Source organism: Methylophaga sp. OBS1 (assembly GCF_026319365.1).
On record NZ_JAPDMS010000001.1, the window covers coordinates 1,330,554 to 1,346,955 of the forward strand.

A 16,402-nucleotide genomic window follows, 5' to 3' on the forward strand; every position below is an offset into this window, starting at 1 on the left:
TAAAGCTTAAACCTGTCTCATGCTAATTATCTTGGAAACTCAACCGGGCCCGGGATATCAGTACCCAGTGTCTGGCTGACTATAGACTCGGCCTCCCTCTGCCCCCGAGCCAAGGCTTCTTCCTGACTCATGCCGGGTTTGAACGGTTCCACAGGAGGATGCTCCACATCGCCACGTTTGAGGTAGAGCGTCTGGGTCGGGAAGGCAAACTCGATTTCCAGTTGTTTGGCCAGGCGCAAAATATCCAGCAAAAAGCGATGTCGTTCACGCAGCTCTGTGCTCCAGTCGGGCGTTGCCCAGAACACATAAACCAGTATATTCAATGAGGCTGCGCCATATTCATTGAAATAGACGTGATAATAATCCTTACGCATGTAAGGGTGCAGCTGAATGATCTTGCGGATCCCTTCGCAGAAGGCTTCGATTCGCTCCGGCCCCGTATCGTAAGTGACCGACAATACGTGCTTCATCCTGCGGAACCGTCGGGCACCCATATTATCAATCTTGGTGGTAGTCAGAATCGAGTTGGGCATCGTGACCAGCGAGTTGTAAAAAGTTCTCACCCTTGTACTGCGGAAACCAACCTGCTCCACAGTACCTTCAATATCACCAATCACCACCCAGTCGCCGATGCTGAACGGACGGTCGAGCAGTACGGTCACCGACCCGAAAAAGTTACCCAGCAGGTCCTTCGCCGCCAGCGCGAAAGCCAGACCGCCCAGACCCAGACCCGCCAGTAGACTGGTGACATCAATGTTGAGATTATCCGCGGCAAAGACGATACCGATAACCACCACAAAAACTTTGAGACTTTTGCTGACCATCGGCACCAGCAGATCATCGAATTTATTGCGTGTTTTGAGTGCCCGACCTGTCCACAGGGCATCAAAAATATCGACAATCCGAAAGGCGCTCCAGATACCGGATAATGACACCAGCAGTTTCACTGCCACCAGCAGGATCACCAGGGCGGTATCGGGTAACCCAAGCATATTTAATCCCGACCACCACATTAACGCCATCGCCATCAGGCCCAGCGGCCGCAACACATTACTGTCCAGTGTTTCAAAAGACGGGTGTTGTTTCTGCCAGCGGCTGACATTGATTTTCAGCACCCAGGCCAGCACTTTGTCGGCGACTGAGCCCACCACGATAATCAGAAACAAGCCAATCCACTGCCAGTACTCCAGCAGAAAGCCCTGTTTCAGAACCGGTGGCATTTGTGCACGCAGTTGAACACTGGTGGGCAGTGACACCGAGCTCTCATCGCCTTCAGTGAAGCTCTGCTCCTGGGTCAACAGGTCAAAAATAGCCGGCACACTTTCCACCGTTTTACTGCTGAATAACCAGTTGTTCTGATCATTGATACGCAGCACCACATTGCCCGCTTCACTTCGCAGCAGTGTGTATTGTTCAAGCTTGGGGCTTAGCGGAATCTCTTCTATTTTGGGAATTTCACCCAGCTGAATCACGCTGAACAACAGGCGGGCGGTCTGCTGACCGCGCTCCTCCTGAATCAACGGGCTGACTTTAGATAAATCCAGCGTCGCCACCGCCTTGTCAATCGCCTCATCTTCACCGGTGGCAACCCGGGTCATGGCGCTGATAAATTGTTTTACCGTCGCCTGCGGACTCGGTAAACGCGACACCGGCTTGGCGTTTTCAGCCTGAGAAGATTTATTCTCTGACTGCTGACTGGTAACCGCAGCACCGGGATAAACCCCGGCCTGAACATTGACGCTCAATAAAAGCAGAAGCAGATAAGACCAGATTTTCATACCAGGTTCAGCTCCATTTCCGGATCCGGTGAATAGCCGGCAATGGTTTCAACGGCTTGTTTCCACTCGCCGCTGGTCAGCAGTTCCTCCCTGGGCGTGGCATGTCGTCCATGCAAACGAACCAGACGGGCATGACGCAGAGGATCCGGTTTGATTTTTAAACCATCGATAACCTCAACCACACTGCCGGGATTATTGCAGACCAGCACCATATCGCAACCGGCCTCCAGTGCCGCTTCTGCCCGTTCCAGTGGACCGCCGGCTATCGCTGCCCCTGCCATACTCAGATCATCACTCAGAATCGCACCCTGAAAACCGAGTCGCTCTCTGAGGATTTCCTGCAACCAGAAACGGGAAAAACCAGCCGGAAGCGCGTCACTCTGCTCGTAGACAATATGTGCTGGCATAATACCTGCGAGTTCTTTCTGACACAGCTGGCTGAAAGGTAACATGTCAGCCTGCAGCATATCTTCAAAATAACGGCTATCGACCGGCAGCCCCTGGTGGGAGTCAACTTCCACCGCGCCATGACCGGGAAAATGTTTACCCACTGCCGACATCCAGGCTTTGCGCATGCCCTGTATATAGGCACGGGCAATTGTAGTGACGGCTTGCGGATCGCGGTGAAAAGACCGGTCGCCAATCACTTCACTGACGCCATAATCCAGATCCAGCACCGGGGCAAAACTGAAATCAACACCGACGGCACGGAGTTCAGCCGCCATCAGCCAGCCGGTTTGCTCAGCGCGTTGCAGCGTCAACCTGGGGTGTTGATGAAATGTCTTTCCGATCGCGCCAACCGGCGGTAGCCGGGTGAAACCGTCGCGGAAGCGTTGAACCCGGCCGCCTTCATGATCCACCGCAATCAACAAGTGTGGTTGCCGCAGGGCGTGAATCTGCTTGCAGAGGGCTTCTAGCTGACTGACATTATCGAAATTGCGGCTGAACAGAATGACGCCACCGACCAGCGGATGTTGCAGAATGTCTTTCTCGTCCTCACTCAGCGCGGTGCCAAGCAGATCGACCATCAATGGTCCTAGTGTCATAGCATTTCAACCCTATTCGCGAATCAGTACTTTGAGACCGGGTTTAACCTGGTCATACAAAGCCAGCAGATCCTGATTATGCATACGGATACAGCCATGGGAGATTGGCTGCCCCATCGGCGCCGAATCGGGGCAACCGTGGATATAAATATAGCGGCGCATTGTATCAACATTTCCCAATCGGTTTCTGCCGATTTCCAACCCGCTGAGCCATAAAATCCGGGTCAAAATCCAGTCACGTTTGGGAAATTGCGCTGCCAGTTGAGGATGGTAGATTTCACCGGTAGGACGTCGGCCCACAAACACACTGTTGACAGGCTGTCCCGTACCGATACAGGCCCGGATTTGATGCCAGCCCCGGGGGGTACAGCCGCTGCCATCGACTTCACCCGGTCCATTCAACGCGGTTGAGACAGGCGCAGTGAACAGGCATTGCTCATTGTGCCAAAAACGACATTGCTGATCAGATAGGGAAACTTCCAGCCATTCAGCGGGCGGGGATTGGCTCATCGGTGCTTGGTCTTCAATACTTGTTATCCCGTCACGATAGCAAAGCCGGCCACTGATTGCGACTGTCAGTCACTGTGTTTATCAAAGGCTTTCTCTACGCCCCAACGGGTATAGAGGCGGGCAAACGCCAGCACACCGCAGCATAATAATGCCAGATATAACAATACATCCGCACGCGACTGCTTGGGCAAACGTTCCTCAATAATCAGCGGCTGATATTGCTGGCGATCAATTTCATCAATGGCAGCGGCAAACTCTTTCAGGGAACCAGCCTCAAAGGCCTGGTATGGTGTCGTGAGCTGTTTAAAAAAACGGTGCAATTTACGCTCCGGCATATCCAGCCATAACAGATTATCATCCGCCTGCTCATCCAGCGTCATCCCTCTCATACTGCGAAGATAGATCCAATAGAGATTAATCCGCATTTCGGCCAGAAGCGCCTGTACCTGGGATTTTTCATCCGCATCGAGAATTTCACCACCATCGGAAATCAACAAGATATTACGTGAGCCCCGGTAAGCCTCTCCCTCAAACATTTCAGCGGCTTGGCGCAATGCCTGGAAGATATCGGTTTTAGATAAGCCTTTACCCAACGCTCCCGCCTCAATAGTGGCAAGGATCGCTTCGCGGTTGTAACTGAGGGGCAGAATCTCTGTCGCACTGGTGCTGAATAAAATATATCCAAAACGATCATCAGGACGGCGTTTGACAAATTCGAGCAGGTAATCACCTGAAACGGTGCGTTTGCTGCGGGTGGAAAAGCGTTGTCTGGGCAATGTGTTACGGGGCGGTCGGGCAAAAATGTCATCCATGCTGCGACTCCGGTCCAGCAGGATCACAAATTCCGCACCCTGACGGTTACGTTCAACCAGCCGCTCGGGAATATAAGGGCCGGCCAGTGATAGCAATAATGAGGCGATAGCGAGGCTGCCCAGGAGCTTGAATAACAGTGTCAGCAGTGTCGACAGGCGGTCATGGGGCAGCATCGCCTGCCAGGCGACCGTCTTATCGGTGTTGTGGCTAAGCCATGGCAATAATGCCAGGGGTAATAGCCACAATAGACCAGGGATTTCCCAGCCCAGCATCAATCTTCTGTCTGCCGGGACAAAATACTGCGGTTCCGGTACATCATAGCCAGCTCCCGCTGAGAGGCTGTTAGCCGCTAATCATCCGCTCGGATAAACCAGCCGTAGGGTAAATACACCAGCAGAATCAGTGCCAGTGCAATGGCGGCAAACCAGGCATAAAGATCATAGTCGATGGTCTGCGGACGTGTCTCTGAGACATTTTCAATCGCGTCAACGAGTTTGCCCGGTCTCGTCGGTGATGACACAAATTCAAAGCCGACACGATCAGCGAGTGTCTGCAGATGTGACTTTTTCTGGGAAGAAAGGTGTTCTGTCCGCGCCTGCGGCACGTTTCTGGAGCTGTCAGAGCGAAGCGAAGCATAGACATCCTGATGCATGACATCATTCACTTCCCAGACCCCTTCTATTTCCCCCTGCTCATTGGTTTTGGGGATCGGTAACAGATCTTCACCGCCGACCCCGACCAGGACACCATGAATCTCGCCGGGTTTACCATCAAATCTGGGGAACAGCGATTCATGTAATGGCGGCGACTCGTGTCCATCAGTGACAAACACAATGGTGGGTTCCGGTTCGATTTCTTTGGCCTGACGTATGGCGGTGTAGACGGCTTTGGAGACTTCACTGGAACGCGCCCAGGCCATATGCGGATCGAACTGGTTCAGCATCTGCGTGAGATCATGATAACTACTGCAGACCTCAACCGGATTCATCAGAATCAGACTTCTTGCTTCACTGAAAATAGCCAGCCCGGCATGGGCACCACAGGGCATATCCAGAAAAGCACGGCGGGTGAATTCCTTGGCCCACGCCAGACGGCTCACCGCCTCTCCCTCAACCATGGCATCTTCAACATTCATGCTGTCGGTGATATCAATCACAAACAGCGCATCCATGATTTTTACATCCCGTTTGATATGCGGCATCCACAGCGCCGCCATCACCAGGATCAGGGCCACGACCATGATAATGGCAGTGAAGGTGATGCGTTTCTGATAGCTCAGCCTCATGGCAGATCGACCTTGAAGGCCTTACTCTCAATCGAGCGCTGGCTACTGATGACGTTTTTCTCAAAGTCTTCATTATTGGCCGGATCTTCCGGAACCACCCGTAATGCTACTTCCAGATTGTAACGTGCAGACCACATCAGCGGATCCAGTGCCAGTGCGCTACGGTAATCCTGTTTGGCCAGTTCAACCAGCGGGATCTGTCTGCCATCGGAGCTGGTCAGCTTCAATGCCTCACGCAGATTAATATTGCCACGGTTATAATAAGCCAAAGGCAGCAAGTCTGCGTCAGCCTCACCCAGAACCCGCGTCAGCGCTTCCAGCGCTTGATCATGCTCCTGCTGACGTTCGAGCATATTGGCGTGAGCAAAATGTGCGCGCGGATCATCGGGAACCACGTCAAATGACTCCGGTTCACTGATATAGGCGTTGATCTGTTGCGCCTGCCAGAGGCGAAAGCCAGTCATCACTGCCAGCGCTGCACTGCCGATAATCAGCATAATCAAAAGCCAACGGGCGACAAGCAAGATTTTATTCATGGGCTTTTTTCACTCCCCAGAAGGTGTAAACATGGGACGCTGCCAACAGCAGCACCGCTAACAGCGCGAGCCATAATAAAAAGTCCGTTTTGGGCTCATGCGGCAGCGTCTCTTCAACAATCAGTGTCTGATAATGCTGGCGATCAATCTCGGCGAGCGCGTCTGCGAAAGCTTCCAGTGAACCGGCTTCAAAAGCACGGTAAGGCACGCCGATGGATTTAAAGAAGTTATGCAGCTTACGCTCGGGAATGTCCATCCAGAGCATGCTGTCTTCATCTGACTCTTCCAGTGTCATCGCCTGATTCGACTTGAGATAAATCCAGTAGATCGTGAGATTCATTTCTTTATAAAGTCGGCTGATCTCTTCTTTGGCTTCATCCGACAACAACTGACCACCATCAGAAACCAACAGGACGATACGTGAACCGCGATAGGTCTGTCCCTCAAACATGTCGGCACTACTGAGCAGCGCTTCAGCCATATTGGTATCAGATAACCCCTTGCCCAATGCGTTGGCATTGATGGTCGCCAGCACCACGTCTTTGTCATAAGTCAGTGGCAACAGATTGACCGACTTGGTGCTGAAGAAGACAAAACCGAAGCGATCATCGGGTCGGTTACGCACGAATTCAGTCAGATAATCCCGGGCCACATTGCGTTTCGAGTCATCGCCGCCCACACTGACGACCGCGGCTTGATGTTTGACCGCAAACGGGTCATCCATACTGCGGCTGCGGTCAAGCAACAACACAATCTCCGCCCCTTCACCGATACGTTCGATTTTCTGTTCAGGCAGACTGGGGCCGGCCAGTGCCAGTATCAGCGCGGCGATAACCAGGGTCGACAGCAGTTTGAGACCGATATTAAAAAAGCGCGACAAAGGGTCCATCGGTACCAGGTTGACCCAGGCAACCGTCTTATCGAGGTTATGATTAAACCACGGCAAGGCCGCCAGCGGCAGCAACAGTAAAAAAGCGGGATTAAACCACTCCAGGCCGAACAGGTTCATGCCAGGCGCTCCCGCTCCCGGCAGGATCTGGCCAGCTTCAGCAAGTCCTCAAAGCTTTTTTGCTCGGCTGCACTGGGGCTGAAGAAGTGGGCTGCTGAAATCTGGTAAAAACTTTCAATATCGGTTTTCAACGGTGCCAGCCAGGGACAATTCTGCCAGAGGTTTTCAAGCTCACTGTTAATCACCACACGACCTGCACAGCGATTGAATGCATGATGCAGGACGCGGCTGGCGACATCGGCATCTTTACGTCCCAACAAACGCATTTTATTGAGTTCAAACATCGCGGTGGCAAAGGGCAGACGGTGCCGTGGACGCAGGCCGAAGTGCCACAACAACCAGATCAGGCTACTCAGCAGCAGCACCGCCAGCGTAGCCCACAGTTGCCAGTTCAGTGTGGTCTGCTCTGTGGGCAACAGGCGCATATCACCCCGTGGAATCATGTTGGGCGAGCCCTCGCCTTCATCACGCTGCTCCATGAATGAGCCAATCTGCATCGGCGCGGATGGCACCGTAATGAATTCGCCGTCTTTGGTTCTTAATTCCAGCGCCGGTGTCGCAACTTCACGGTTTTCCGCCGGCACATTAATCAACTGAAAGTACAATCTCAGTCGGTTGTCCTGCTGTTCAAGCTCATGCAGGTAAAGCCAGGGACCATAGCGTTTTTCAATCTGAGGCAATGAGTGTGAATCGAGATCAGCAACCGGCACCGGCAATACGACCGTGGCGGTCAGCCTGTCGCCAATCAGCAGGCCCCAACTCCGATCCAGTTCTATTGATGTGTCTATCGCCTGCGCCTGCAGGGAAAACAGAAACAAGATTAGTACTAAGCAATTACGCATATCTGCATCCCTAAGCTCTTTTCATACCGTGAAAATATTCAGTCAACTGCTGCGGCGTGATATCACCGTCGACAAACAAAGGTCTGATGCGATAGCGCATGAAACACTCGGTCAACCGGGAAAAATGATCATCCATCTGCTGTTGCCAGCGTTTTTTCATGCCGGGCCGCATCCAGACGCTGTGGCGCTGACCGGTTTCGGCATCGCGGGTTTCCGCCCAGCCGGCATGCGACGGGAAATGATCCACATCATCATGGCGCCAGACAATTGGAATCACGGTGTACTGTGACAGCTTTCGCAAGCTGCGCTCGACCAGTTCCAGGTCATAACAAAAGTCGGATGCCAGAAACACCATGGCGCGTTTGTTATTGACCAGATCAGCAGCATGAACCAGACCCGCGGCGCCCGGTGCTGAAGGCGCCTCGGCCCTCAGCAGCTTCTCGGCTGCAAAGGCCGGCATACTGCGCTGAGTCGTCGGCATGATAGTGAGGTCCTGGCGCCAGATGGAATCAAAAGCCGCCATCGCAAAGCGATCACCCAGACCGATGGAGGTATGAGCAATCATATGCGCCAGTCTCGCCAGACGCTCATGGTTCACACTGGCTACCGACATCGATTTACTGACATCGGCCAGCAGCCATAAAGTGATAGAAGCGCGCTGCTGGTAGCGTTTCACCAGCCAGCGCTGTTGCTGCTGGGTGATATCTGCCGCCTGACTGCGGATACTGGCACGGATATCCAGCCTGCGCGGATCGGGATAATCAAACAGATCAGCAAAGCCGGCAAAGCGATCGCCACTGCCCAATGCGGTGCCGCTGTGCGCACCCGGCACATGGCCGAAAACCTTATCCGGAAAACGGTAAGTAAATTCCTGCGGCTGCAGGTCTCGTAAATCCATGATGATTAAGGTGTGGCGATGTGATCGCGCAGCGCACTGACAAACTGCGGCATGATCTGTTCACGGCGACCTTCATAGACCGGCGACAGGAACACACGGTGTGTCATCGACGGCAACAGCACGGTATGGATATCATCCGGCAGCACATGATCTCGGCCTTCCAGCCAGGCACTGACCTTGGCTGCACGGACCATGGCAGACATACCACGGACACTGGCACCCGCTACCACCAGGTCTTCTACGTAGATATCGTCCATTTCAATGCCCATTTCCGCTGGTTTCCAGCTGGCATCCCAGAGTCGTACCACGTAGTTCTCAATTTCCGGCGAGACAAAGATGGAACGCTGGATTTCACGGTCAAGCTGATTGAGTTCACGATAATCCAGCAAGGGCTCACTGATACCGGCCAACAATTGATCGACATCATGGAAAGCCGGATCGAAAATCAGACGACGGCGGATTTCATCTTCTTCAGGACGACTGATGTTGATTTCAAACAGGAAACGGTCACGCGCTGCAGCACTGAGCTCAAAGGTTTCTTCTTTTTCCACCGCATTACGGTCGGCAAATACCACCATATGCGGGAAACGATATTCCTTACCGAAGGCTTCGACACTGCGCTCGGCCATAGCCCGCAACAACAATGATTGAACCTGTGGCCGGGCACGGTTGATTTCATTGAAGAAGAACACGGCAGTTTCTTCACCGTGACTAATCAGCGGACCGGGATCAATCACCGGCTTGCCGTCAGCATTGACCCAGGCACTGTAAAGCAGATCATTGGGCATCAGGTCGACACTGCCCTCAATCCGGCCGAATGCGCCGCCGAGTGCTTTGGAAAAAGCCCGCAGCAAAGTGGTTTTACCGACACCCACACCGCCTTCCAGCAGTACGTGACCGCGCGCATGCAAAGCGATTAGTATCAGACGTACAGCCTGGGTCTGACCGACAACAACGTCATTGACGCCTTTTTCCAGTGCCAACGCGTGGTCACGCGCTGTTTGTAACAGCTGAGATTCAGCCATGTTCTCTCCCCTTAACTATTTTTATGTTTTTTGTGCCGGACTACTTTACCAAGCAAATTGCAGAAAAGTGAATCCAATCCAGACAAAACCCACCGTAGTAATGGCAAAACTCACTGCCGAGAATAGTTTCCAGATCATTTTGTCCCAGAACGCCATGTCAAATGCCGCGATAATAAATATAGTCGGGTTGGTGAAGCCGCCAATCGCCACCGCCCAGCATGCCACCACCGGCAGCTCGATACCAGCGCCTCTGGCAGCGCCGTAAAACCCCAGACTGAATAAAGCCATCAGTGCATAATCGACATGCGCCCTTATCATGGTTTTGTAGTCGATAATAAATGCATCCACACCGGGCAATGGAAACCACTTGGCAAAGGTCATCAACCAGGCGCTCAGAATCAACGCTGCTATCGTCGCCACAGCACCAATCAGTAATATTTCCATCTTTTTCTCTCGCTCTGTTTATTGTTATTGCAACCACCGCTATTAAAAACGGCGAGCGAGATGACCGCACCAGATATCTGCCCTCAAAGCTCGGGCAAATTTCCCGAGCTGGAATTGACGACTTTCAAGCTGACCGTATAGAGCCTAGACTTTAACTTCCTTTGAGCCCCGTGAAATACGCATGAATTTAAAAGCTCAGTTGCTGGTTCGCATACTGCTGATTGCACTGGTCTGCCTGATGGGCAGTGCCTGGTATGTGTTGTACCAGACCGATAAACAGGCGATCTTCGAAGCCAAGCAGACCGCGAACCGGATAGAAAGGCAAACCCGGCAGCAGATGCTGCAGATGTTCCAGCGCTATGATTTTTCAAGGCCTTTTCCTGATGTGAATCAATGGCGAGGTATCGGCGGTGTGCCCGGTTCCTGCACCCAGTTCCTGTCGCGGACCCAGAGTCGTGAGCGAAGCCTTTGTAACGACATGCCTGATCTTAAAACCACCTATCCAAACTGGTTCGGCAACGTTTACCAGCAGTTTTTTAATCCGGATTATGAAGTCAGAACCCCGGTCAATTTCAATGCACTGCGCTACGGCACCGTGCTGGTGACGCTCAATGTACAGATGGAAACTACCCGTGCCTGGAATAACCTGCGCGCCGTCATCGGCGTATTGACGGTCACTTTCGTCGCCTTGTGCATTTTGATGTTCTGGACCATTAACCGCATGCTGCAACCCGCACAGCGTATTGTCGGCGGACTGGAAAAAATGCGCGAAGGCAATCTGGATTATCGTCTGCCGAGCTTCGATATCGTGGAATGGCGCCGCACCAGCGAGGCGATCAATGCACTTGCCAGCAGTCAGCAGCATACCTTGGCAGAAAATAAAAGACTGGCCATGAAACTGATGAACGCTCAGGAAGAGGAACATCGTTATATATCCCGGGAACTGCATGATGAATTCGGTCAATGTCTGGCGGGCATCAATGCAGTCACTGCTTCCGTGGTTCAAACCGCCAGAAAGGATTGCCCTGCTGTGGTGGATGAAGTGCAGTCTATCAGTCATATCACGGGTCATATGATGACTGCGCTGCGTAATCTTTTGACCCGCCTGAGACCGTCAGAGGTGGACGAACTTGGGCTCAGTGCCAGTCTGAGACAACTGGTGAAGAGCTGGAACCAGCGCAGCGGCAACCAGACGCAATATGAACTGGATATCGATGATAGCCTGGATCAGTTGCCGGATCCGCTACCGGTCAACATCTACCGGATTGTGCAGGAATGTCTGACCAATATCGCCAAACACGCCCGGGCCGGCAAGGCCGAAATCAGTCTGCGACGCATGACGGATGACACGGTTTCACTGATTATCCGTGATGACGGTATTGCACAGGCAGAATCCTTCGAAAACACCCTGGGTATGGGGCTGTTCGGGATTCACGAGCGAGTCACAGCACTGGGCGGACGCCTGAAACTTGAAGCCCTGCGCTACGGTGGCCTGCAGGTCAGTGCGTCGCTCCCGATCCCTGAAGCCACTCAAGAGTCTTCACAACATGAGTAATACTGTCACGATTATGCTGGTCGATGACCATGCCATTGTCAGGGAGGGTTACCGCTCTCTGCTGCAGAAACAAGCCGAGTTTGAGGTCATATGTGAAGCCGGTGATGGCAACGAAGCCTACAACCATTACAAACACTATCAGCCTGATGTCGTGGTCATGGATATTTCCCTGCCCGGCCAGAGCGGCCTGAAAGCGATTGAACGGATTCGTCAGTATGACGGCAGTGCCCGGGTGCTGGTATTCAGCATGCATCAGAATCCCAGCTTTGCTCTGCAGGCCACGCGCGCCGGTGCACTGGGCTACATTACCAAAAGCAGTGAACCGGAAGCCCTGATCCGGGCTATTCATCAGGTGGCTCAGAATAAACATACGCTAAGCGCCGATATCGCTCAGGCACTGGCCATGGAGAAACTGGGACAGGAGCAGTCAGCGCTGGACGAACTGACCGTCAGGGAATTCGAGATTTTGCGTTTACTGGTCGATGCCAAGTCGAATCAGGCGATTGCTGAACTGCTCAATATCAGCCCTAAAACCGTGTCCAACTCGCATTACATCATCAAGAAAAAGCTGGGCGTCAGCAGTGATATTGAACTGACCCGACTCGCAATAAAAATGAACCTCGTCAACCTGTTGGATCTGGTTGACGAGGCTCCAGGTTCAGAATGAAATCCTGATGCTATCAGGCAGCGTTGGTTTCTTTGTCATCATCAAAGTCGCTGCGGATGATGTAATCGAATGATCCCAATGCAGCCCGGGCACCATCCCCCATCGCCATGATGATTTGCTTGTATGGGATGGTGGTGACGTCCCCTGCAGCAAACACACCCGGCATTGAAGTCTGGCCGTGATTGTCGATTTCGATTTCACCGTATTTGCTCAGTGTAATCGTATCCTCCAACCAGTCAGTATTGGGCACCAGACCAATCTGGATAAATACCGCGTTCAGATCCAGCGTGTGTTTCTGCTCGGTGGCACGGTCGATATAGACCAGACCGTTCACTTTGCCATCAGCACCGGTGATTTCGGTGGTTTGCGCACCGGTGACAATGCTGACGTTATCCAGTGAGAACAGCTTTTTCTGCAATACTGCGTCAGCACGCAGTTCACCGTTGTACTCAATCAGCGTGACGTGACCGACAATACCAGCCAAATCAATCGCCGCTTCCACACCCGAGTTACCGCCACCGATGACGGCGACCGGTTTACCCTTAAACAGTGGGCCATCACAGTGCGGGCAGTAAGCGACGCCATGACCGCGATACTCTTCTTCACCCGGCACACCCAACTGTTTCCAGCGGGCACCGGTGGCCAGAATCACGGTTTTACTGCACAGGGTCGCGCCGCTTTCCAGCTCGACTTCGATCATTTTGTCTTTTTTGCTCAGCTTTTTGGCGCGTTGCAGGTTCATCACGTCAACATCATATTCCTTGACGTGTTCTTCCAGTGCTGCGACCAGCTTGGGCCCTTCGGTTTCTTTCACTGAAATGAAGTTTTCAATCGCCATGGTATCCATGACCTGACCGCCAAAACGCTCGGCCACAATACCGGTACGTATGCCTTTACGGGCGGCATAGATTGAAGCTGAAGCACCGGCAGGACCGCCACCAACAATCAGCACATCAAAGTCATCTTTGGCACTTATTTTTTCTGCTTCGCGCTTAACCGCGCCTTTATCCAGCTTGGCAATGATTTCCGGCAGGCTCATGCGGCCCTGGCCGAAGCTCTTGTCGTTCAGATATACAGTCGGTACCGCCATGATTTGACGCTCATCGACTTCGTCCTGGAACAGCGCACCATCAATCATGGTGTGGCTGATATTCGGGTTGTGAATAGCCATGACGTTTAAAGCCTGGACTACTTCCGGACAGTTCTGGCACGACAGAGAAATATAGGTTTCGAAGTGATATTCACCTTCCAGATTCTTGATCTGGTCAATCACTTCTTCGCTCAGTTTGGTTGGATGCCCGCCGGTGTGCAGCAGTGCCAGTACCAGAGAGGTGAACTCGTGCCCCATCGGAATGCCGGCAAAGCGGATTTTTTCTTCGCCGTCCGGTTGCTTAATCTGGAACGAAGGCTTGCGGCTGTCGCTGTGAACGTCATCGACAAAGCTGATTTGTGGCGACATCTCTGCGATTTCCTGCAGCAACTCACGCATTTCATTGGCTTTGGCACTCTCATCCAGCGCCGCAACCAATTCGATTGGGCGTTTGATGTTTTCCAGATAGCCTTTTAATTGTGCAGCGATGTTTGCATCCAACATGATAAATACCTGTAATCAGTTAACAATATGTTGACCGGGTCCGGGCGCAGGGCCCGGACACAGTCTCTGGCAAGACGGCAGATCTTAGATTTTGCCGACCAGGTCCAGTGATGGAGCCAGTGTTTCTTCACCTGGCTGCCATGAAGCAGGGCAAACTTCGCCTTCGTGAGTCGCGACGTATTGTGCAGCCTGTACTTTACGTACCAGATCTTTTGCACTACGGCCGATGCCCAGATCGTTGATTTCAGCCGCTTTGATAACGCCGTCTGGATCCATGATGAAGGTACCGCGCAGCGCGACACCGTCTTCTTCGATCATGACGTCGAAGTTACGGCTGATGCGGCCAGTTGGGTCACCAATCATTGGGAACTTGATTTTCTTAATGGTTTCAGACGCATCGTGCCATGCTTTGTGAACGAAGTGAGTGTCAGTAGAGACTGAGTAAACTTCAACGCCCATTTCTTTCAGTTGTTCGTAGTGGTCAGCCACGTCGCCCAGTTCAGTCGGGCAGACAAAAGTAAAGTCAGCTGGGTAGAAAACAAATACAGCCCATTTACCTTTGACGTCGTCACTTGTGACATCGACGAACTCGCCGTTGTGATAGGCAGTCGCTTTAAAAGGTTTAATTTCTGTATTAATCAGTGATGACATTATTAGCTCCTTTAATTGGGTTATGTCGTAAATGACAGTTGGCATTGTAGTCGAGCCTAATGGATAGGTACAACGACTTAATTCAATTAATATGATTGGTAAAAACGATTAAGAATTCAGGCAGACTGAATCGTCAAGAAATACTGCCTTTCCGTGGCTGTTGTCAGGGCTTTTTTGCAGAGGCTGAAACAAAAAAGGCCCTTGAATTCCTCCAAGAGCCTTTTTGATGAAATCACACTGTATTAGCGATTGCAAATGTACATAGTGACTTCGAAGCCGAAACGCATGTCTGAATATTCTGGTTTAGTCCACATGATGCAGTCCTCGTATTGTTTGTCGAGTTACCAGCAATCTGATAACTATGAAGCAGTTTACCTTTCCATAGCAATCCGAACATCAGCGCTTTCCGCTATTACGGTCAGGATTTTTCCTATCACTCAATCGCCTGGCGCTGGACTATCTCATCCAGCATCCTGCCGATGGCACCAGTCAGTAAACTTAAATCAGCCGCATCGATGATATAAGGCGGCATGATGTAAATCATCGTTCTGAATGGTCGGATCCAGACGCCCTGGTCAACAATAAAGCCCGGTAACCAGTCCATACAATCATCCAACGGCCGGTTCAAATCCACAACACCGATGGCGCCTTTGACTCTGACCTCATTGACTATCTGGTGTGATTGATAGGGCATTAATTCATTCCGAAGCTGCATTTCGATGCGGGAGACATTACCCTGCCAGTCTGATTCCATCAGCACATCAATGCTTTCGGCAGCCACGCGGCAAGCCAGGGGATTGCCCATGAAGGTCGGGCCATGCATCAGTACACCGCTGCCATCCGCGGAAATGCCCTCTGCGACTTTTCGATTACACAGCGTGGCTGCCAGCGTCATATAACCACCGGTCAAGGCTTTCCCCAGACACAGAATATCCGGCACGATGCCGGCCTGTTCATAGGCAAACAACGATCCGGTACGACCAAAGCCGGTCGCGATTTCATCAAAGATCAGCAACACGCCGTATTCATCGCACAATGTCCGGACCTGCCTCAGGTATTCGGGGCAATACATCCTCATACCACCGGCACCCTGTACCAGCGGCTCCAGAATGACCGCTGCGAGCTCATGATGGTGTTCGCGGATTAAGCGTCTGAACTCGGCGATATGGCTGTCATCCCAGTCCTCATCTCGCTGGCAGGAAGGGGCCGGTGCGAAAATATGTTTTGGCAGGACCTGCTCGAACATCGAATGCATGCCATTGACCGGGTCACACACCGACATCGCACCGAAAGTATCGCCGTGGTAACCGTTGCGGACTGACATCAGACGCTGTTTGCGTGGCTGACCCTGGGCAAACCAGTGCTGAATGGACATTTTTATTGCAACTTCCACCGAGACCGAACCGGAATCAGCCAGAAACACGTACTGCAGACTGTCATCGGTGATGTCGATAAGTTTACGGGCGAGATTCACTGCCGGTTCATGAGTCAGACCGCCGAACATCACATGCGACATCTTATCCAGTTGCGATTTTGCAGCCTCATTCAAACGTGGATGATTATAACCATGAATGGCTGACCACCATGAGGACATACCATCAACCACATGACGACCATCGCTGAGTCTCAATCTGACCCCGTCGGCAGACTGCACTTCATGTAATAGCGGGGGATTGGCCACGCTGGTATAGGGATGCCAGATATGAGCGGCATCAAACTCGAGATTCGCTGTTTTTTCCATCCGCAGAT

The 16,402-nt window shown here is 52.3% G+C and carries 17 protein-coding genes; 2 read left to right on the forward strand and 15 right to left on the reverse strand.

All coding sequences use genetic code 11. From position 1 onward, the window contains the following. Positions 1 to 26: 26 nt before the first annotated feature. The 11 genes from OMQ46_RS06425 to OMQ46_RS06475 form a co-directional block, all read right to left on the reverse strand. The gene (locus OMQ46_RS06425; protein WP_266234870.1) at positions 27 to 1,778 is read right to left on the reverse strand and encodes a mechanosensitive ion channel family protein; all 1,752 of its coding nucleotides are present in this window, start codon (positions 1,776 to 1,778) and stop codon (positions 27 to 29) included. Beyond that, positions 1,775 to 2,824 (reverse strand): beta-N-acetylhexosaminidase, encoded by a 1,050-nt coding sequence (gene nagZ / locus OMQ46_RS06430; RefSeq protein WP_266234868.1) that lies wholly within the window; start codon positions 2,822 to 2,824, stop codon positions 1,775 to 1,777. The genes OMQ46_RS06425 and nagZ overlap by 4 nt, the downstream gene beginning before the upstream one ends. A 12-nt stretch (positions 2,825 to 2,836) precedes the next feature. Further along, positions 2,837 to 3,334, reverse strand: coding sequence for a L,D-transpeptidase (locus OMQ46_RS06435; RefSeq protein WP_266234867.1), 498 nt, complete (start codon positions 3,332 to 3,334; stop codon positions 2,837 to 2,839). Positions 3,335 to 3,399: 65 nt separating this feature from the next. Continuing rightward, the gene (locus OMQ46_RS06440) at positions 3,400 to 4,419 is read right to left on the reverse strand and encodes a vWA domain-containing protein (protein WP_266234865.1); all 1,020 of its coding nucleotides are present in this window, start codon (positions 4,417 to 4,419) and stop codon (positions 3,400 to 3,402) included. Between the two features lie 77 nt (positions 4,420 to 4,496). After that, positions 4,497 to 5,432 carry a VWA domain-containing protein gene (locus OMQ46_RS06445; RefSeq protein ID WP_266234864.1) on the reverse strand — a complete coding sequence of 312 codons (936 nt, stop codon included), beginning with the start codon at positions 5,430 to 5,432 and terminating at the stop codon, positions 4,497 to 4,499. Beyond that, positions 5,429 to 5,968: an MxaK protein gene (locus OMQ46_RS06450; RefSeq protein WP_266234863.1), complete on the reverse strand. Its 540-nt coding sequence runs from the start codon at positions 5,966 to 5,968 to the stop codon at positions 5,429 to 5,431. The genes OMQ46_RS06445 and OMQ46_RS06450 overlap by 4 nt, the downstream gene beginning before the upstream one ends. After that, positions 5,961 to 6,977 carry a vWA domain-containing protein gene (locus tag OMQ46_RS06455; RefSeq protein ID WP_266234861.1) on the reverse strand — a complete coding sequence of 339 codons (1,017 nt, stop codon included), beginning with the start codon at positions 6,975 to 6,977 and terminating at the stop codon, positions 5,961 to 5,963. The genes OMQ46_RS06450 and OMQ46_RS06455 overlap by 8 nt, the downstream gene beginning before the upstream one ends. Continuing rightward, complete coding sequence (locus OMQ46_RS06460; RefSeq protein WP_266234859.1) at positions 6,974 to 7,819, reverse strand: hypothetical protein; 846 nt, start codon at positions 7,817 to 7,819, stop codon at positions 6,974 to 6,976. Before OMQ46_RS06460 ends, OMQ46_RS06455 begins: the two co-directional genes overlap by 4 nt. 10 nt (positions 7,820 to 7,829) lie before the next feature. Beyond that, positions 7,830 to 8,717 carry a DUF58 domain-containing protein gene (locus OMQ46_RS06465; protein ID WP_266234858.1) on the reverse strand — a complete coding sequence of 296 codons (888 nt, stop codon included), beginning with the start codon at positions 8,715 to 8,717 and terminating at the stop codon, positions 7,830 to 7,832. 5 nt (positions 8,718 to 8,722) lie between these two features. Next, positions 8,723 to 9,742, reverse strand: coding sequence for an AAA family ATPase (locus OMQ46_RS06470; protein WP_266234855.1), 1,020 nt, complete (start codon positions 9,740 to 9,742; stop codon positions 8,723 to 8,725). Positions 9,743 to 9,787: 45 nt separating this feature from the next. Next, positions 9,788 to 10,186, reverse strand: a complete 399-nt coding sequence (locus tag OMQ46_RS06475) for a hypothetical protein (protein WP_266234853.1) — start codon at positions 10,184 to 10,186, stop codon at positions 9,788 to 9,790. 181 nt (positions 10,187 to 10,367) lie between these two features. On the opposite strand from OMQ46_RS06475, the gene OMQ46_RS06480 reads away from it, so the two are divergent. Both OMQ46_RS06480 and OMQ46_RS06485 read left to right on the forward strand, forming a co-directional pair. Further along, on the forward strand, positions 10,368 to 11,741 hold the full coding sequence (locus tag OMQ46_RS06480; RefSeq protein ID WP_266234851.1) for a sensor histidine kinase: 1,374 nt from the start codon (positions 10,368 to 10,370) through the stop codon (positions 11,739 to 11,741). Beyond that, positions 11,734 to 12,408, forward strand: coding sequence for a response regulator transcription factor (locus OMQ46_RS06485; RefSeq protein WP_266234850.1), 675 nt, complete (start codon positions 11,734 to 11,736; stop codon positions 12,406 to 12,408). The genes OMQ46_RS06480 and OMQ46_RS06485 overlap by 8 nt, the downstream gene beginning before the upstream one ends. A gap of 13 nt (positions 12,409 to 12,421) precedes the next feature. On the opposite strand, the gene ahpF is transcribed toward OMQ46_RS06485, so the two are convergent. The 4 genes from ahpF to bioA form a co-directional block, all read right to left on the reverse strand. Continuing rightward, on the reverse strand, positions 12,422 to 14,002 hold the full coding sequence (gene ahpF / locus OMQ46_RS06490) for an alkyl hydroperoxide reductase subunit F (RefSeq protein WP_266234848.1): 1,581 nt from the start codon (positions 14,000 to 14,002) through the stop codon (positions 12,422 to 12,424). A gap of 84 nt (positions 14,003 to 14,086) precedes the next feature. Next, positions 14,087 to 14,653 carry an alkyl hydroperoxide reductase subunit C gene (gene ahpC, locus OMQ46_RS06495; RefSeq protein ID WP_266234846.1) on the reverse strand — a complete coding sequence of 189 codons (567 nt, stop codon included), beginning with the start codon at positions 14,651 to 14,653 and terminating at the stop codon, positions 14,087 to 14,089. 242 nt (positions 14,654 to 14,895) lie between these two features. Continuing rightward, positions 14,896 to 14,967, reverse strand: coding sequence for a pyrroloquinoline quinone precursor peptide PqqA (pqqA, locus tag OMQ46_RS16635; RefSeq protein ID WP_081443609.1), 72 nt, complete (start codon positions 14,965 to 14,967; stop codon positions 14,896 to 14,898). 119 nt (positions 14,968 to 15,086) lie between these two features. Further along, positions 15,087 to 16,394, reverse strand: coding sequence for an adenosylmethionine--8-amino-7-oxononanoate transaminase (bioA, locus tag OMQ46_RS06500; protein WP_266234844.1), 1,308 nt, complete (start codon positions 16,392 to 16,394; stop codon positions 15,087 to 15,089). Positions 16,395 to 16,402 lie beyond the last annotated feature (8 nt).